Origin of the sequence: Acidovorax sp. Leaf191, from assembly GCF_001424425.1 — a bacterium.
Classification (GTDB): Bacteria; Pseudomonadota; Gammaproteobacteria; order Burkholderiales; family Burkholderiaceae_C; genus Acidovorax.
In genome coordinates, this window is sequence record NZ_LMPT01000002.1 from 33,752 (window position 1) to 50,902 (window position 17,151).

Here is a 17,151-nt window from a genome sequence, read left to right on the forward strand (position 1 = left end):
GGGTGGGTCTCTGCATCAGGGACCAAACCGCGGTGGCGGGGGGCGCGGCCGTGCAGGCGCCTCTGCAGTCCCGGCGCTGGCACCAACTGCAGCGCCCGCGGATCCGATGGACCCGTCCCCCCTGCGCTCAATGGAGGACGGCGTGGGCATGGGCTGCGCCGCCTGCACGGTGGGTGCAGGTTGTGCGAAACCGCCATACTTGCTGACGTCGGCCCGTTGCATGGTCAGCGTTTGAGATTGCTCACCACGCACGAAGGTGACCTGACGGTCGCCAAAACTTTTGAGGGTCCAGCCCTCCACGCTCTGGTTCTGCTGCACGCGGCGCTGTTTGCCGTTGACCAGCAAGATGGCATAGCCCACCCCTTCGCCCCGCACGATGCCAGTCACACGGGCAGTGCTGAGGTAGTCTGGCGGAGGCGGGGGCTGCTCGGGCGGTGGAGGCGGCGGCGGCCGCCGCGTGGCTGAAAACAGCGGGCGCTCCAGCATCGCGAGGAAGCGGCTGGACTCCATCTGCTTGTCGGGCATGAGCGCTGGCGCAAGGCCGGCAATGTCTGCCTTCAAAGGCGCAGGCTCGTTCCAGCGGATGTTGCGGGGAGTTCCATCGGGCTTGACCCACATCAGCGCCAGCCCGCACAGGAGCACGAGGTTGATGAAAGCCAGCACTCCTACGGCACGTATTTTCATGTGCGGTCTTTCAACACGCTGAGCGAGAACTGCGTCGTCAGCCGCACGGGGGTCTGCTTGGCAGAGCTCGGCACGTTGAGGCCACCAATGAGCTGGATCACCACACCGTCAATGATGATGACAGGCTTCTGGCTGCCAAGCACGGTCAACACGCTTTGCAGGGCCAGCAACTCGCCTTCCGCCTGCACCTTGAGGGAAATACGGTCGTAGCCTTTTTCGTCCTTGGGCTGGAGCACCTGGCTGCTGCTGATCTGCATGCCCGCGGCAGCGAAGATTTCGCGGACGTGCTGCTGGGCAGCATTGCCCGCCTGGCTGACATCCATGGTGGCAGGGTACACATACTCGGTCTGCGCCTGCTGGACACGCTTGCGAACGTCCTCGATCTCCGACTTCTGCAACTCCAGGCCGGTCAGGCGTGCATAGCGCGGCTCCATCTGGGCCACAAGGTCACGGGCCCACTGGTGCTTTTGGTACACATAGATCCCTCCGGCGATCAAAGGCACCAAAGCCAACAGGATGGACGCCAGGACCAACACGACATCTTTGGAAAAACGGATAGGCTTCATCGACGCACTCCTGCGCCAGAGGCTGTCGATGCAGCGGGTGCCACTGAGGTCGCCGAGGTCGCTGCTGCGGGTGCCACCGCTGCCGATCCAGGCACTTGAGTCGCACCCGCCACAGCAGTCTGCGGACCAGCAGTGCCGAACACCTTGGCATCGACGACGAACTCGATACTGAAGCTTTCCTTGTTGGAGTTGTTCAGACGGGTCGCTGCAGCTGGCGCCTTCACTTCTCGAATGCCAGGGTGCTGGCCCAGCTTCTGCATCAATTCGGCAGCATCGGTGGCCTGACCACTCAGCGAAACCTTGGTGCCGACCAACTGCAAAGCCTGCACAGCTGCTTCGTCCGGCAGGATCTGCGTCAGTGTGTCGATCACACGCAGTGGCTCTATGCGTTCGCCCAGTATTTCTGACAGTGCGTTCAGCTTGTTGGAAGCCAGTACCACCTGTTCGCGGTCGCGAACGACGGGCGCAGTGCGCCGCACGACGTCTTCGTAGGCCGCAGCGGCCTGCAACGCACGCATCCGGAGCTGGAGTGTCGGCGTCACGGCCATTGCGGTGAGCACAGCCACGATGCACAGCAGCAATGCGTACCCCAGGTTGCGCTGGCGGGCAATCAGGCGTTGGCGCCGCTCGACGCCTGCACCCGGCAAGGCCGCGTATTTCTGCGCACCGATAGCCACCCACACCTCGGCCGGCGACGCGCCGACGACCGCAGGCATCCGCTGGCGAAGCTCCTGCACATATTGGTCGACCTGCAGGCGGGACGCCAACACCAGCGTGTAGGTGCTTGGCACTGGGGTTGCGTCGCTGACCCAGATCAGATCTTCAGGGGGGAATGGACTGAAGGTGCGCGCTTGCAGCGCCAGGGCGTTGCCCGTGTCTGCACGGCTCATTCCCACCGGTAGGCGGATGGTCCTGGAGAGCACCAGGTCCGAGGGCAGTTCCAAAGCGACAAACGCGCCGCGGGCCTTCGCGTCCTTGGGCGACGCTGGCCTGCGGGCCGGGCGGTGGCCTTGCCAATGGGATTGGCTGCCGTCAGGATGAATCAGCAGGACGGGCAGCGAAGGCGTCAGCCAGGACAAGAGCGGCCAGCTCTGGGCGTGCGCCCAGGCCTTGCGGGTGTCTTGCACAAGACCGCTCAGATCAACGCCCAGAAAGCGGGCCTCAGACGAAAAGGCAGGCATGTGAGGGTTTTGTGTTCAATTCTCGGAGGCCGCAGCCTGGATACTTGTAGAGACGCGGTAGGTGGACCACGGAGTGCCATCAGCCGCCGCAGTCATGAGGTCCACGCTACGAGACACGTGAACAACCTTGCCGGAATCTATCGGCACCAGTGCCGTGACCCGGACGCGTGTCGAGGATGAATTGTCCGTCAGGCTGGGATCCAGGCCTGAGGTGTCGATACCCACGTCCCCTGCAAGCCGCTTAGCATGGATCGCCTCGGCCACGCGCTGATCGCCATTGGCAAGCACCACAAGCACAGGCAAAGGGGCCGCGTTGGCATTCACTCTGCTGGAACCACGCCCCTCCAGCGTCACAAGGGGCGCCAGTCTAGCATAGAGGTCATAGCTGACCCCGGACACCTGGAGCAGGTCTTCTTCTGCCTCGAACCGCATCAATCCGCCCTGGCTGTCGCGCGCTTGGCGCTTGTCGACAATGGCTTGCGCCAAGGCCTGTGCGCCGTCAGGAGGCAATCCTCCAGCCACGGCGAACAGACGCGACAGCAATGGCGCCTCTGCCCGATTGAGATCAATCAAACCGTTGAGTGGGGTGACCTGGACCGCCAGTTCCTGCCCCTCAAAAGCCAACTTTGCCTGCATCCAACGGTCCGGAGCCCTGTCTGCAGCCCTGAGCTTTTGCAATGCCAACTGCACCACAGCATCGCCAATCGCCTGCGCGGTCACCAACTCGCGCTTGGCGGATATGGTCCGGGACTCCTGGCGAATGCTGGTTGACAGCCCACCCACCATGATGCTGAGAGCGGCCACCAGCCACAGTACGGCGATCAGCGCCATCCCGTGCGTATACGCAGGGCTTCTTTGGCGCACGGCGCATCCCAGTTTGGACCCCGCTGCATCGTTCCCACTAATTGCCATCGATGCGCTCACCGAACGTCCCCCCCAAAAATTGGACCCCGTGAGCGAGGATCGCTCGCCGGCAGGGGCCGCAGGGCCACGACAAGGTCCGGCAGCGGTCCTTTTTCAGTCAGTAGAGAGATGCGCACACGCTGCGGTACTTGATCCAGAAGCGCCCAACTGGATGACCAGACGGGAGGCTCCGGACGCGCATCCTGGTACAGGATTTGCAATTGGGTCACACCATGGAGCAGCACATGGCTTTCCGCCTGGGTCCAATCAGGTTCTACAGCGGCGCCTGCCCACGGAAGGTACTGAAGCACGAGAGCCGGCTGTCCCTGGTCACTGATTTCCTGGCGCAATCGCATCAGGCTGCGTCCGCTTGCCGCGTACCCCGCAGGCATGACACCGAGCCACATGATTTGTGACTCCTGTCCCTCGAAATAGTATTGGCTGGTCCCCTCTTTGAAGGCATAGCCCCGCCTTTGCAAAGAAATGCGTCCCACGGTATTTTGCAAGAATCCGGACACTATGCGCAGGTCGTCTGAACGCGCCAGTGCAAGGTCCACACGCTCGCTGGTCTGCGAGGTGGTCTGCAGCGCCGAAGCCATCGCAAGAATCAGCAACGACATCAGCGACATGACCACGAGCAGCTCCAGCAGCGTGAAGCCTGAAATCTTGCGGTGTGTCCGCCTCCCCATCACGCGCGCGCTGAGCCCGCGAAAGCCAGACACCGGACTCATGGCCGCAACCCCACGGGCGGAATGCGCTCTGGGCGGAGAGTGCTCAGCGCCAAGCTGCGGGAATTTTCACCGCCCTGCCCCCAGTCGATGGTGATGGATACCTGATACAGCACAGGCACACGAGGGCCTTGCACATCCGTGCTGAAAGGCTGCGATTGCACCCTCCAGTGGTAACCACCGCTGTCGCCTTCGTCATTCCACCCACCGGCAGGCACAGAGTCCCGCAGATTAAGGATGGACTGGGCAAGCACCACAGCCCCCTGGTATCGCTGCACATGGTCAACTGCCCTGGCATTGCCTCCCAGCGCCCGATAAAACAGGCCCAACGCCATGGCCATGATGGAAAACGCCACCAGCAGTTCCAGCAGCGTGAAACCGGCTACCGCTCGTGCGGTTGCGCGCCTCCTGGGCTGGCGCGCGTAGCCGAAGGATGCGCTCATGGCAGCAGCGCCTCTTGACTCACTCGCCCAGACAACCAGTCCACCCGCAAGCGCACACCGTCCCCGGCTCCGCGAAGTATCTGGATACTGCCGCCGGACGATCCGCCGGAGGGCAAAAACCGGATGCTCAGCTTTCCGGTGGACGGCTCGTCGCCCTCCAAGGCAGCAGCCACAGCTTTCATTTGCAAAGTGTCGGGAAGCACGAGCGAAGGTTCAGTGCCAAGACCATAGCGACGCTGGGCCACGTCCACGGTGAATTGAACGTCGCGCCCCGAAGCCACGGCCTGCTCGCGCGCTGACCTGAGTTGCCCGACCACGGTACGGACTACGTCACGATACTGAGCGCCTTCACGCATGCGGTCCATCGCAACAGGCACCAGCCCAACGACCAATGCCATGATCGCAAAGACAACCAGCAACTCGATCAAAGTGAAGCCGCTTGCGCGGCGGGGTGCGCCTGTCACTGCTGATTGCTTTCCGCAAAGCGCTCTGGAATAACCGCTTGCGCGGCGATGCTCGAGCGCTTGGCGTGCTACTTGGTATTGCGCACGTCCGCCGCTTCGCCATCGCCGCCGGCAGCGTTATCGGAGCCTAGCGACAATATTTCAATACCGGCAGCAGAGGTGGAATACTTATAGGCGTTGCCCCAAGGATCTGCGGGTAACCCGCCCTTCAGGTACGGACCATTCCAGCCATTGGCAGAGCCAGGCTTGGTGACCAGTGCATTCAGGCCCTCTTCGGTAGAGGGATAACGCCCAACATCCAGCTTGAAGAGCTCAAGTGCCTTGTCGAGATCGGCAATTTGAACTGCTGCTGTCTTTGATTTCGCGCCGCCCAGGGAGTTGAGCACCTTGGGCCCCACCAAGCCCGCGAGCATGGTAAGAATTGCAAGCACCACCAGCAATTCAATCAGCGTGAATCCTGCACTTTTGGCGTTCCTGCGCATGTTGCCCAACAGACGCTGACGCAAGTCTGCTCGAGCAGTTTGGTAGACCATCAACTTAACCTCCAAAGCAAAAAAATTATACGGCCAAGTCATTGACCGACAGGATCCCCAGCAGGATGGAGACGATGATGGCCGCGATGAGGACACCCAGCACCAGGATAAGCACGGGCTCTACCAAGGTGAGAAGCCGTTTGATGCCGGTTTCCACCTCGCGGTTCAATATATTCGACAGCTCCAGCATCATGGGGCCAATGCGACCGGTCTCTTCACCTACACGAATGAGGTTGATCGCCAGGGGCTCGAAAATGCCCGTCGCGGAAATGGCCTGAACCACCTTGCCGCCTTCCTTGACGATGGGCGCCACCTTCACCAGGGCTTGCTGCAAGATGGCATTCCCCACGGTTTCCGTCGCAATGTGCAGAGCGGTCAGCATCGGAACTCCGTTTCCAAGCAGAGTTCCCAATGAACGCGAGAACAGTGTGAGCTGGTATTTCAGCGTCAAACGACCGATGAGCGGCAACCGAAGCAGACGCGCCTGCCACCAGCGGCGCCCCCCCGGGGAGCGCATCCATTTCTGAAGCACTGCACCAAGGCCAAATGCCGCCACCGCAATGACGAGGCCGTACTTCTTGAACGCGTGGCCCAAGGCCATGACCCACTGCGTCGGCAAAGGCAAGGCATCGCCCATATCCGTGAACAGCTTCTCAAACTGCGGCACGACAAAGCCCAGCATCACGATGAGCGACAGCGCCGCGACCGCCAGCAAGATCGCAGGATAGATGGTTGCAGACACCACGCTCTCCCGCAGCGCGCGCTGGCGCTCCATGTGCTCCACAAGGCGCTCGAGCACTGCCGACATCTGGCCGCTGGCCTCTCCCGAGCGGATCATATTGATATAGAAATCACCAAACAGCTCGCGATGGGCGGCCAGCGCCCGGCTCAATGGCGTGCCGCCCTTGACGGCATCGAGCACACCCTGGAGCAATGCAGCCACGCTGGGCTTGTAGCTCATATCGATGAGAACGCGCAACGCGTTGTCCAGCGCCAGGCCGGCCCTGAGCATGATGGACAGTTCAGACGTCAGGGCCTGCACATCCGCCAGCTTGACGGGGCCCTTTCCCGCACGCTTGCCGGAAGAGATGGGCATCGCGGAAGATGATCCGCCCGCACTGGAAACCTGAGACACGGCCCCCCCGCCCTCGTGGATGCTCAGCGCCATCAGGCCTTGCTCGCGCAATTGCTTCAATGCCGCAGCCTCGCTGGCGGCGCTCAGTTGCCCGTCGACGATCTTTCCGGTTGCGGTCGCAGCGCGCCATGCGTAATCAGGCATCGGACTGATCCTGTGTCACGCGCGCCAGTTCATCCAGTGTCGTCACGCCTGCCGCGACCTTGCGCAGGCCATCCTCGTGGAGGTTCAGCATGCCTTGTTGCGCGGCCAGTGCATTCAGCGCGTTGGCATCCAGGCCGTCAATGATCGCCCTGCGCATGGGCTCGTCGAGGGTGAGCAGTTCATGAATTCCTGTGCGCCCCCGATAACCGGTGTGGCGGCATTGATCGCAGCCGCGAGCCCTGTAAATCAGCCGTCCAGGCTCGGAGAAACGCATCAGGCCAGAGCGCTCGCGCACCTCGGGGCCGGGGTCGTAGGCCTCTTTGCAGTTGCCACACAAGGTACGCACCAGCCGCTGCGCCAGCACGCCATTGACAGCCGAGGTGATCAGATAGCTCTCCACCCCCATGTCCTGCATGCGGATCACCGCGCCGGCGGCGGTGTTGGTGTGGAGCGTGGAGAGCACCAGGTGCCCGGTGAGTGCGGACTGCACTGCGATTTGAGCCGTCTCGCCATCGCGCATTTCACCGATCATGATGATGTCCGGATCTTGCCGAAGGATGGATCGCAGCGCGTTCGCGAACGTGAGGTTGATCTGGGGATGGACCTGAATCTGATTGATCCCCTCCAGCTGATACTCCACCGGGTCTTCAACGGTGATGATCTTGTTGGAGTCCGCATCAATCTTGGAGAGTGCTGCGTACAGCGTCGTGGTTTTACCCGACCCGGTCGGCCCGGTGACCAGCAAGATCCCGTGCGGCTTGGCCAGCAACTGGTTGAATCGCTCCAGGGTGTCTTTCTCGAAACCCATCTTCTCCAGGTCCAAGCGAACGCTGGCACGGTCCAGCACCCGCATCACGACGCTTTCGCCATGGACGGTGGGGACGGTGGAGACACGCAGATCGAGCTCGCGGCCTTTGACGCGCGTCTTGATGCGGCCATCCTGCGGGAGACGCCGCTCCGCGATATCCAGATGCGCCAGCAGCTTGACCCGTGAATTGACCGCCGCACTGAGACGCGGGGGAACCACTTCGCCCGCATGGATCACCCCGTCCACGCGGTAGCGGACATGCAGGCCGTCATCGAAGGGCTCGAGGTGGATATCGGAAGCGCGCAGGTCCGTCACGCGACCGATGATGGTGTTGACCAGGCGGATGACTGGCGCTTCACTGGCCAGATCCTTCAGATGCTCAACAAAGTCTCCGCCATCAGAGCCATCGCCAAAACCATCGTTCTCATCATCCTCGGACTCCTCGGACTCCTCGACAGGCTCGGCCAGCGCCTTCTCGATATCGGATTCCAGCGCCAGGTGAGGGTGGATGGAGTAGCCGGTCGCCAGCCGCAGCGCCTTGACGACGAAGGCGTCTTGCGGCACCGCCATCGCCATGTGGAGTTGGCCATCCTCCAGCCGCAGGGGGTAGACCACATTGGCTTGGAGAAACTCCGGCAGCAGCCCCTGGACCTCCGGCATCAGATCGGGGAATCCGTCTACAGGAACCAATGGGATGCCGAGCTGAACGGACAACGCGCCCGCCACATCCGCGTCCGAGACCAAGCCGAGCCGAACCAGCACACGTCCCAGCATTCCACCCATCTCCTGCTGGGCAGAAATCGCGCGCTCCAGGTCGCGGGCGCTGAGTTTTCCTGCCTGCACCAGCAGTTCGCCGATGCGCATGCGCGCAGTAGCGTCCGGAGCGAGCGCCTCGGCTACGAAGGAATGTGTATTGGTGGTCATGAATGCTCGGATAGCGCTGCAGGAGCAGGTAGGGCGCCCTGCTACCGATAGCGCCGAAGGCTTAAACGGAATCGTTGAGTGTAGCCGCGGCCTTCATCCTGCCGCCACGCACTGTAGTCGCTGCCAGGAAGCCCGGATGGCGGGCGGGACACCCGCAACGGCGCTTGTCCGCCCGGAGCAGGCACTCCCCGCAGGCAACGATGGCCGACCATTCACCCCCGTGAGACGTACTTTACAGTCGCTGGGTCGATGAACCCAACTCTCCAACGAACGATGACATCGCCAGCGCAAGGCAAAACCCCTCCCGTCGCCCCATTCCTCGCCGCAGCCGCTGTCCTGGCGGCAGGCTGGGGAGGCGCCGCTCTATGGCAAGCCCATGTGCCAGCGCAGGAGCGCCGGGCTGCCACCATGCTGCTGGCCCCCATGATTGCGGTGGCCGACCCCTGCATCATGCAGCCGTCGCAGCCAGCGAGCACAGGCGATGCACGCACCGATGCGCTGGCACAGTCCTGCACGGGCCCGAACGGTTCCGCGGCCCCGCTGGTGGAGTCCACCCTGTCGGCATTGGAAGCCGGCCCAGCGGCATCGAGCCAGCGCATCGGCTATACGCTCGCTGCGCCACTGCTGCAGCTGTTTCGGCCAGAAGGCGATGGGTGGGCGATAGACACCGAACGCGTTCAGCGCGTGGCTCGAACCATACGGGACACAAGCCGCCCGGTGATCCTGTACCTCTTCGCCACCCACTTTGCCTCCGACGCGCCGCTGGAAGCAGCACTGACATCCGACCCGAAAAATCTGGCACAAACGCGCGACGGGCCCATGGCGCAGAGCCGCTACTACGACTCTGCCATCAACAACTGGTCCATCGCCAGTACCGAAAACGAACTCACGGCGCGGCGGGTGCAGGCGGCCGAGGCCTTGCTGGCCGAAGTCTGCCGGCTCCCGGCAGCCGACCTTGCCAAGATACGCGGGGTGACGCTGCTCGGGGAACTGCACCACCTGTTTCCGGATTTCGAGGCCGGCATGGGCTTTGACCGCCCTTACCGCGTGACCGACTACAGCCCGCAATCGACTGCGGGATTTCAACAGTATCTCCAGCAGGAATTCACCAGCATTGCGCAACTGAATCGGGTGCTGGGCTCCGCCTACGGGTCTTTTGAAGAAGTGCAGCCCCCTGCGCGCGACATCCGCACCGAGCCACTGCGGCGCTATACCGAGCACATCGATTCCTTCGCGCAGGGTACGCTCCCCGTCTCTGGCTGGGTGTTCACGTCCACGCCAAATACACAAGCCCGCGTGCCCTGGGTGCACGTGTACGCCAACGGCGTGTTCGTGGGCAAAACCCCTGTCGACCAGGGGCGGCAGGATGTGCTCGCGGCCAAGCCGGAGTTCGGGTATGCGAACACGGGCTGGCGCATGGACTTGGATTTCCGCCGCCTGCCGGCCGGCTTGCACCGCATCGATGTGCTGCTGGAAGACGCACCAGGCCAGATGGCACTGCTGGGTACACGGCACATCGCGGTCATGGACCAGCGCCAGAACACGCCTGTCCTGCGTGCCCAGGCTGAGCTTCCGAAGCATTCACCGGCCCCGAGCTCGGTGCAGTTCCACATCGACCAGCCCCTGGAGCAGGCGTCCTACTACTACAACCCGCTGGTCCCGCTGTGGCATGCATTTCGCGGCAAGCAGGTGGCTGACTATTTGCGATTTTTTGACAATGTGGTGAGCCGATCGTGCCTGAAAGCCACGCCCCACTACACCCACCAGATCATTCCGTTCACCAACCCGAGTTGGGACGCGAACAAGTTCGCCATTCAAGCGTCACTTCAACAGAAGAACACCCCGGGCGTCAGGCTGGGAGTCAGCTTGTACGGACATGCTTCCTACGGACCCGGTTTTCCCAAGTGGTACGCCTCCACCGGCCACCACAGCTATGGCGTGACGGAATTCCACCCGCTCAAGCCCATGAGCACAGGCGAACTGCGCGAGACACTGCGGCAACATGAGCGGCAGGGCGCAGACTTTCTCTCGTTCTTCATCGAGCCGTACTGGCAGGGGCAGGTGGTCGCACGCGGACACAACCTTTTCTCTTTCGATCCAGGCAATCGAAAGTTCGGTGCGGACAAACTCTATGAAGCAGTGCAACAGCACCTGGCCTCGCCCCGATAGCGGCAACGCTGGCGAACTGGGTTGACCCTAGCCGGAGGCCTGCGGCCGGTGCGGCCAGCCTCAGGAAAACAGTTCTGCCGCTTGCAGCGGCAGACCCGCTGCATCCTTGGCCGACAACAGGGGGGCGCTGTCCCCACCGTGCCAATCGATCGCCAAGGTCGGATCGTTCCACGCAATGCACCGCTCATAGGCAGGCGCGTAGTAATCCGTGGTCTTGTACAAGAACTCGGCCGTCTCGCTCAGCACCAGGAAGCCGTGTGCAAAACCAGGGGGCACCCACAGTTGGCGATGGTTGTCCTCGCTCAACTCTTCGCCCACCCAGCGCCCGAACGTCGGAGAACTGCGGCGGATGTCCACCGCCACATCGAAGACAGCTCCGCGAACGACGCGAACCAGCTTTCCCTGCGGCTGCTGGATCTGGTAGTGCAGGCCGCGCAGCACGCCCTTGGCACTGCGGCTGTGGTTGTCCTGCACAAACTGGTGGTCCGTACCGGTCGCCTCATTGAAGGCACGCTGGTTGAAGCTTTCATGAAAGAAGCCCCGAGCATCCCCAAACACTTTGGGCTCGATGAGAAAGACGTCCGGAATGGCGAGTGGTGTGGCTTGCATAGGCGTATCAGTAGATTTTTTCTTTCAGCACCCGCAGCAGGTATTGCCCGTAGCCGCTTTTGATGAGGGGTTGCGCCAGCCGCTCCAGTTGCGCGCTGTCTATCCATTGATAGCGCCAGGCGATCTCTTCAGGACACGCAATCTTCAAGCCCTGCCGGTGTTCCAGCGTCGCAATGAACTGCCCCGCTTCCAGCAGGCTCTCGTGCGTGCCGGTGTCCAGCCAGGCGTAGCCGCGGCCCATGATCTCCACGTTGAGCTGGCCCTTGTCCAGGTACAGGCGGTTCAGGTCGGTGATTTCGTACTCGCCCCGCGCTGACGGCTTCAGGCTCTTGGCCAGTTCCACCACGCTGCTGTCATAGAAGTACAGGCCGGTGACCGCATAGCTCGACTTGGGCTGCGCGGGCTTTTCTTCCAGAGACAGGACCTTACCCTGCCCATCGAACTCTGCCACGCCGTAGCGCTCGGGGTCGTGCACGTGGTAGGCGAAAACGCTGGCGCCGTCGGTGCGCTGCATCGCGTTGCCGAGCAGCTCATGAAAGTCGTGGCCGTAGAAGATGTTGTCGCCCAGCACCAGCGCGCTGGGCACGCCGTCCAGAAACTTTTCGCCGATGACGAAGGCCTGGGCCAGGCCGTCCGGGCTCTCCTGCACCGCATAGTCCAGGCGGATGCCCCACTGGCTGCCATCGCCCAGCAGTTGCTCGAACCGCGGCGTGTCTTGCGGGGTGCTGATGATGAGGATGTCGCGGATGCCCGCCAGCATCAGTGTGCTCAGCGGGTAATAGATCATGGGCTTGTCGTACACCGGCAGCAGTTGCTTGCTGATGGCCAGGGTGGCCGGGTGCAGGCGGGTGCCGGAGCCCCCGGCGAGGATGATGCCTTTGCGTTGCGTCATGGTCAGGTGCCGTTCACAGAATTTCAGCCAGCATGCGCGCCACGCCCGCCTGCCAATGCGGCAGTTGCAGGCCGAAGGTGGCTTGCAGCTTGCCGGTATTCAGGCGGGAGTTGTGCGGGCGCACTGCAGGGGTGGGGAATGCGCTGGTCGGCACGGGCGCCACCTCTTTTGCTTTTATTTCGATAGCAGGTTGCGCAATCTGCGCCTGCGCCAGCACGTATTTGGCGTAGGCATTCCAGGTTGTCTCGCCAGCGGCCACGCAGTGGTAGAGGCCCGCATCCTGCGGGCGCTGCTGCAGGTGGCGGATGGCGTGGGCCGTGACGTCGGCCAGCAGGTCGGCGCCAGTGGGCGCGCCCCACTGGTCGTCGATCACCGTCAGGCGCTCGCGCTCCTGCGCCAGGCGCAGCATGGTCTTGGCGAAGTTGCCGCCGCGGGCGGCGTAGACCCAGCTGGTGCGCAGGATCAGGTGCTGGGCACCGGCTTCTGCAATGCGTCGTTCGCCTTCGAGCTTGGTGCGGCCGTACACGCTCAAGGGCGCGGGCGCGTCGGTCTCCACCCAGGGGCGGCTGCCGCTGCCGTCGAACACGTAGTCGGTGCTGTAGTGCACCAGCCAGGCGCCGAGCTTTGCGGCCTCCTGCGCGATGGCGCCGGGGGTGGTGGCGTTGAGCGTGCGCGCAAAGTCGGGCTCGCTCTCGGCCTTGTCCACCGCGGTGTAGGCTGCGGCATTGACGATGACGTCGGGGCGCAGGGCGCGCACCGTCTCCACCACGCCGACGGTGTTCGAGAAATCGCCGCAGTGCTCGGTGCTGTCGAAGTCCAGCGCCGTCACGGAGCCCAGCAGCGACAGGCTGCGCTGCAGCTCCCAGCCGACCTGGCCGCCTTTGCCAAAGAGCAGGATGTTCATGCGCTGGCGTCCGCCACTGCCGCGGGCTCCTGCGACGCGTACTGGGTCTGCACCCAGTCGCGGTAGGCGCCGGTCTGCACGCTGGCCACCCAGTCGGCATGGTCCAGGTACCACTGCACCGTTTTGCGGATGCCGGTGTCGAAGGTTTCGGCGGGCTTCCAGCCCAGCTCGCGTTCGATCTTGCGCGCGTCGATCGCGTAGCGGCGGTCGTGGCCGGGGCGGTCCTTCACATAGGTGATCTGGGTGCGGTAGCTCTGGCCGTCGGCGCGGGGGCGCAGCTCGTCGAGCAGGCTGCAGACCATGTTCACGATCTCGATGTTGGGCTTCTCGTTCCAGCCGCCGACGTTGTAGGTCTCACCGGGGGCTCCGGCCTCCAGCACGCGGCGGATGGCGCTGCAGTGGTCCTTCACGTACAGCCAGTCGCGCACCTGCATGCCGTCGCCATACACCGGCAGGTTCTTGCCGGCCAGGGCGTTGACGATCATCAGCGGGATCAGCTTCTCGGGGAAGTGGTACGGCCCGTAGTTGTTGCTGCAGTTGGTGGTGAGCACCGGCAGGCCGTAGGTGTGGTGCCAGGCGCGCACCAGGTGGTCGCTGGCGGCCTTGCTGGCGCTGTAGGGGCTGTTGGGCTCAAAGCCGCGCGTCTCGGCAAACGCCGGGTCGGTGGGCGCGAGCGATCCATACACCTCGTCGGTGGAGACGTGCAGGAAGCGGAAGGCCGCGCGCTCGCTCTCGGGCAGTGCGCCCCAGTAGGCCCGCACGGCTTCGAGCAGGCGGAACGATCCCACGATGTTGGTCTGGATGAAGTCCTCGGGCCCGTGGATGGACCGGTCCACATGCGACTCGGCCGCGAAGTTGACCACGGCGCGGGGCTTGTGCTCGGCCAGCAGGCCGGCCACCAGGGCGGTGTCGCCGATGTCGCCCTGCACGAAGACGTGGCGCGCGTCGCCCTGGACACCGTCCAGGTTGTGCACATTGCCCGCGTACGTGAGCTTGTCGAGGTTGACCACGGGCTCGCTGGAAGCAGCAAGCCAGTCAAGAACGAAGTTGGCGCCGATGAAGCCTGCGCCGCCGGTAACCAGAATCATGGGTAAGCCGTCTGAGAATGCCTTGCGGCAAAGCTGGCGATTATCCCACCCGCGTTTCCGGCTGGACGTAACAAGCCCCAACGGGCACAGGCCGGCACCAGGACTCAGAAATGGATGCCGCGCATCATCTGCTGCAGTGCCACCGCCTCGGCCGACAGCTGCGGCTTGGCGGCCTTGTCCCCCTTGGCCGCGGCGGTGGAGTCCGGGAACATGCGAAAGCTCGTGTTCATGGTGATCTGCGCCACGCGCGGCACCAGGGCATGCAGGATCTGCCCGGTGATGCCCAGGCGGGTGGCGATGCGCACCGGCTTGAAGATGCAGGCCTGGGCGATCATGTCGGCCGCCTCCTCGGGGCTCAGCGTCGGCACGTTGTTGTAGATCTTGGTGGGCGCGATCATGGGCGTGCGCACCAGCGGCATGTTGATGGTGGTGAAGGTGATGCCCTGGTCGGCAAACTCGCTCGATGCACAGCGCGTCCAGGCATCGAGCGCCGCCTTGCTGGCCACATAGGCCGAGAAGCGCGGCGCATTGGTCAGCACGCCGATGGAACTGATGTTCACCACATGGCCCTTGCGCCGGGCCACCATGCCGGGCAGGAAGCCCATGGTCACGCGCAGGCAGCCGAAGTAGTTGAGCTGCATGGTGCGCTCGTAGTCATGAAAGCGGTCGTAGCTCGACTCGATGGCGCGGCGGATGGAGCGGCCCGCGTTGTTGATGAGGAAGTCCACGCCGCCGTGCTTGTCGATCAAGAGCTGCACGAAGCGGTCGCAGTCGGCCATGTCGGCGATGTCGGCCGCATAGGCGATGAACTCGTAGCCCTTGGCCCGCGCCTCGGCGCAGGCCTCGTCGAGCTTGTCCTGGTCGCGCCCGCAGATCACCGTGGTGGCGCCCGCCTCGGCAAACTTGTGCGCGGCGGCCAGGCCGATGCCCGAAGAGCCCCCGGTCACCAGCACCACCTTGCCGCCCACAGTGCCCTTGAGGGAGCGGTCGATGAAGAGCTCCGGGTCCAGGTTGCGCTCCCAGTAGTCCCACAGGCGCCAGGCGTAGTCCTTGAGGTTGGGGCAGGTCACGCCCGAGCCCTTGAGCGCCGCGAGTGTCTCGCGGCAATCAAAGCGCGTGGGGTAGTTCACAAACGTCAGCATGTCCTCGGGCAGGCCCAGGTCCTTCAGCACGGCGTTGCGCACGCGGCGCACCGGGGCCAGCGCCATCAGGCCCTTCTTCACGCTCTTGGGGATGAAGCCCAGCAGCGCCGCGTTGATGAACAGGTTCATGCGCGGTGCGTGCGCTGCGCGGCTGAAGATGTCCAGCACGTCGCCCACGCGGTAGCCCACCGGGTCCACCAGGTGGTAGCACTTCTTGACGATGTCCTTCTGGTGGCTGATCACGTTCAGCGCATTGACCACGAAGTCCACCGGCACGATGTTCACGCGACCGCCCTCCAGGCCCACGGTGGGCATCCAGGGCGGCAGCAGCTGGCGCAGGCGCTGGATCAACTTGAAGAAGTAGTAGGGGCCGTCGATCTTGTCCATCTCGCCGGTCGTGCTGTCGCCCACCACCATGGCCGGGCGGTACACCGTCCAGGGCACCTTGCAGTCCTGGCGCACGATCTTCTCGCTCTCGTGCTTGGTCTGGAAGTACGGGTGGTCCAGGCCCTCGGCCTCCTCGAACATGTCTTCGCGGAACACGCCTTCGTACAAACCGGCGGCGGCGATGGACGAGACATGGTGGAAGTGGCCGGCGTCGATGGCCTTGGCCAGGTCCACCGTGTTGCGCGTGCCTTCGATGTTCACGGCCACCTGGGTCTCTTCGTCGGCGCCCAGGTCGTACACCGCGGCCAGGTGGTAGAAGTGGTCGATCTGGCCCTTGAGCTTCTTGATGTCGTCCGCGGCCACGCCCAACTTTTTGGCCGTGAGGTCGCCGAACACCGGCACCGCGCGGGCGGCCGTCGTGCCCCAGAAGCTGCGCAGGTCGGCCACCTTGTCAGCGCTTTCGCGGCGGATCAGGAAATGCACCACCGCTCCCTTGCGCTCCAGCAGCTTCTTGACCAGCCGCTTGCCGATGAACCCTGTTGCCCCCGTCACGAAATACTGCATGGATAACTCCTGTGTGATCGCCCGATTCTTGCGCAGGCCCACCGGGCGCGGATTCAGCACAAACCCGCGCCGAATCGGGGGCAGCCCCGGCGCCGCCAGTAGACGGCACGCTCTACACTTTTAGGAGCCGGTGCCTACACCTTGCGCGCCGTGCGGCGTACAGTCCGGCCATGCGTGCAAGGCACCCTGCCCTGACAACCCCCACCATCCACACAACGGAGGCCCCATGGTCAAGAAACTGCAGAAACTCAGCGCTGACAACAAGAAGAGCAACGCCCAACTGTCGGGCACCGTGAAGGACTCCGCCCAGCAGATCTGGCTGGCCGGCCTGGGCGCCTTCTCCAAGGCCCAGGAAGAAGGCGGCAAGGTGTTCGAAGCCCTGGTCAAGGAAGGCCTGACCATCCAGCGCAAGACCCAGGCCGTGGCCGAAGAGAAAATCTCCGAAGCCACCAGCCGCGTGACCAACATGGCCACCGACATCGGCTCCAAGGCCCAGGGCCAGTGGGACAAGCTCGAGAACATCTTCGAAGACCGCGTGGCCAAGGCCCTGGCCAAGCTGGGCGTGCCCTCCGCCCGCGACATCGAAGCCCTGAACGCCCGCATCGACGCGCTGTCCAAGGGCTCGAGCAAGGCTGCACCCAAGGCCGCCGCAACGAAGAAGGCAGCTCCCGCCAAGAAGGCCGCCGCCAAGAAAGCGCCCGCCAAGGCCGCTGCAGCACCAGCCAAGAAGGCCGCCGCCAAGCCCCGCGCCGCCGCCAAGAAGGCGGCGCCCGCAGCATCCAACTGATGCTGCGGCACGCTACGGCACGGGCCATCCGCCCGCGCTGAAGAGGCCCAAGACAAAACGGCTGGCATGCCTTTGGCGTGCCGGCCGTTTTGCCGT

At 63.7% G+C, this 17,151-nt stretch carries 17 protein-coding genes; 2 read left to right on the forward strand and 15 right to left on the reverse strand.

Features of this window, described 5'->3' with window-relative positions; all coding sequences use genetic code 11:
* Nucleotides 1-15 precede the first annotated feature (15 nt).
* From ASG27_RS03995 to gspE, 10 genes are all read right to left on the reverse strand, one after another.
* Complete coding sequence (locus ASG27_RS03995) at nucleotides 16-684, reverse strand: hypothetical protein (protein WP_156370460.1); 669 nt, start codon at nucleotides 682-684, stop codon at nucleotides 16-18.
* Nucleotides 681-1,250, reverse strand: coding sequence for a type II secretion system protein GspM (gene gspM / locus ASG27_RS04000; protein ID WP_056413924.1), 570 nt, complete (start codon nucleotides 1,248-1,250; stop codon nucleotides 681-683). The genes ASG27_RS03995 and gspM overlap by 4 nt, the downstream gene beginning before the upstream one ends.
* Nucleotides 1,247-2,431: a PilN domain-containing protein gene (locus tag ASG27_RS04005; RefSeq protein WP_082485788.1), complete on the reverse strand. Its 1,185-nt coding sequence runs from the start codon at nucleotides 2,429-2,431 to the stop codon at nucleotides 1,247-1,249. The genes gspM and ASG27_RS04005 overlap by 4 nt, the downstream gene beginning before the upstream one ends.
* A 15-nt stretch (nucleotides 2,432-2,446) precedes the next feature.
* The gene (locus tag ASG27_RS04010; RefSeq protein ID WP_056413931.1) at nucleotides 2,447-3,262 is read right to left on the reverse strand and encodes a general secretion pathway protein GspK; all 816 of its coding nucleotides are present in this window, start codon (nucleotides 3,260-3,262) and stop codon (nucleotides 2,447-2,449) included.
* An 89-nt stretch (nucleotides 3,263-3,351) separates the two neighbouring features.
* The gene (locus tag ASG27_RS04015; protein WP_056422343.1) at nucleotides 3,352-4,065 is read right to left on the reverse strand and encodes a prepilin-type N-terminal cleavage/methylation domain-containing protein; all 714 of its coding nucleotides are present in this window, start codon (nucleotides 4,063-4,065) and stop codon (nucleotides 3,352-3,354) included.
* Entirely contained in the window at nucleotides 4,062-4,505 is a 444-nt protein-coding gene (locus tag ASG27_RS04020) for a prepilin-type N-terminal cleavage/methylation domain-containing protein (protein ID WP_082485789.1), read from the reverse strand. The genes ASG27_RS04015 and ASG27_RS04020 overlap by 4 nt, the downstream gene beginning before the upstream one ends.
* Nucleotides 4,502-4,969, reverse strand: coding sequence for a GspH/FimT family pseudopilin (locus ASG27_RS04025; RefSeq protein ID WP_082485790.1), 468 nt, complete (start codon nucleotides 4,967-4,969; stop codon nucleotides 4,502-4,504). Before ASG27_RS04025 ends, ASG27_RS04020 begins: the two co-directional genes overlap by 4 nt.
* Nucleotides 4,970-5,037: 68 nt before the next feature.
* Nucleotides 5,038-5,451: a type II secretion system major pseudopilin GspG gene (gene gspG / locus ASG27_RS04030; protein WP_056414203.1), complete on the reverse strand. Its 414-nt coding sequence runs from the start codon at nucleotides 5,449-5,451 to the stop codon at nucleotides 5,038-5,040.
* A 76-nt stretch (nucleotides 5,452-5,527) separates the two neighbouring features.
* Complete coding sequence (locus ASG27_RS04035; RefSeq protein ID WP_056413937.1) at nucleotides 5,528-6,781, reverse strand: type II secretion system F family protein; 1,254 nt, start codon at nucleotides 6,779-6,781, stop codon at nucleotides 5,528-5,530.
* Nucleotides 6,774-8,453 carry a type II secretion system ATPase GspE gene (gene gspE / locus ASG27_RS04040; protein ID WP_235503967.1) on the reverse strand — a complete coding sequence of 560 codons (1,680 nt, stop codon included), beginning with the start codon at nucleotides 8,451-8,453 and terminating at the stop codon, nucleotides 6,774-6,776. The genes ASG27_RS04035 and gspE overlap by 8 nt, the downstream gene beginning before the upstream one ends.
* 468 nt (nucleotides 8,454-8,921) lie before the next feature.
* On the opposite strand from gspE, the gene ASG27_RS04045 reads away from it, so the two are divergent.
* Nucleotides 8,922-10,682 carry a hypothetical protein gene (locus tag ASG27_RS04045; protein WP_235503962.1) on the forward strand — a complete coding sequence of 587 codons (1,761 nt, stop codon included), beginning with the start codon at nucleotides 8,922-8,924 and terminating at the stop codon, nucleotides 10,680-10,682.
* Nucleotides 10,683-10,742: 60 nt separating this feature from the next.
* Here the strand turns inward: ASG27_RS04045 and rfbC are convergent, their stop codons facing one another.
* From rfbC to ASG27_RS04070, 5 genes are all read right to left on the reverse strand, one after another.
* Complete coding sequence (gene rfbC / locus ASG27_RS04050; RefSeq protein WP_056413946.1) at nucleotides 10,743-11,291, reverse strand: dTDP-4-dehydrorhamnose 3,5-epimerase; 549 nt, start codon at nucleotides 11,289-11,291, stop codon at nucleotides 10,743-10,745.
* Between the two features lie 7 nt (nucleotides 11,292-11,298).
* Nucleotides 11,299-12,183: a glucose-1-phosphate thymidylyltransferase RfbA gene (gene rfbA, locus ASG27_RS04055; protein WP_056413949.1), complete on the reverse strand. Its 885-nt coding sequence runs from the start codon at nucleotides 12,181-12,183 to the stop codon at nucleotides 11,299-11,301.
* A gap of 13 nt (nucleotides 12,184-12,196) precedes the next feature.
* The gene (gene rfbD, locus ASG27_RS04060) at nucleotides 12,197-13,087 is read right to left on the reverse strand and encodes a dTDP-4-dehydrorhamnose reductase (protein WP_056413951.1); all 891 of its coding nucleotides are present in this window, start codon (nucleotides 13,085-13,087) and stop codon (nucleotides 12,197-12,199) included.
* Entirely contained in the window at nucleotides 13,084-14,175 is a 1,092-nt protein-coding gene (gene rfbB / locus ASG27_RS04065; RefSeq protein ID WP_056413954.1) for a dTDP-glucose 4,6-dehydratase, read from the reverse strand. Before rfbB ends, rfbD begins: the two co-directional genes overlap by 4 nt.
* Nucleotides 14,176-14,279: 104 nt before the next feature.
* On the reverse strand, nucleotides 14,280-16,268 hold the full coding sequence (locus ASG27_RS04070) for an SDR family oxidoreductase (protein ID WP_056413958.1): 1,989 nt from the start codon (nucleotides 16,266-16,268) through the stop codon (nucleotides 14,280-14,282).
* Between the two features lie 226 nt (nucleotides 16,269-16,494).
* Between ASG27_RS04070 and ASG27_RS04075 the strand changes: the two genes are divergently transcribed.
* Nucleotides 16,495-17,055, forward strand: a complete 561-nt coding sequence (locus tag ASG27_RS04075; RefSeq protein WP_056413960.1) for a phasin family protein — start codon at nucleotides 16,495-16,497, stop codon at nucleotides 17,053-17,055.
* Nucleotides 17,056-17,151: the final 96 nt, after the last annotated feature.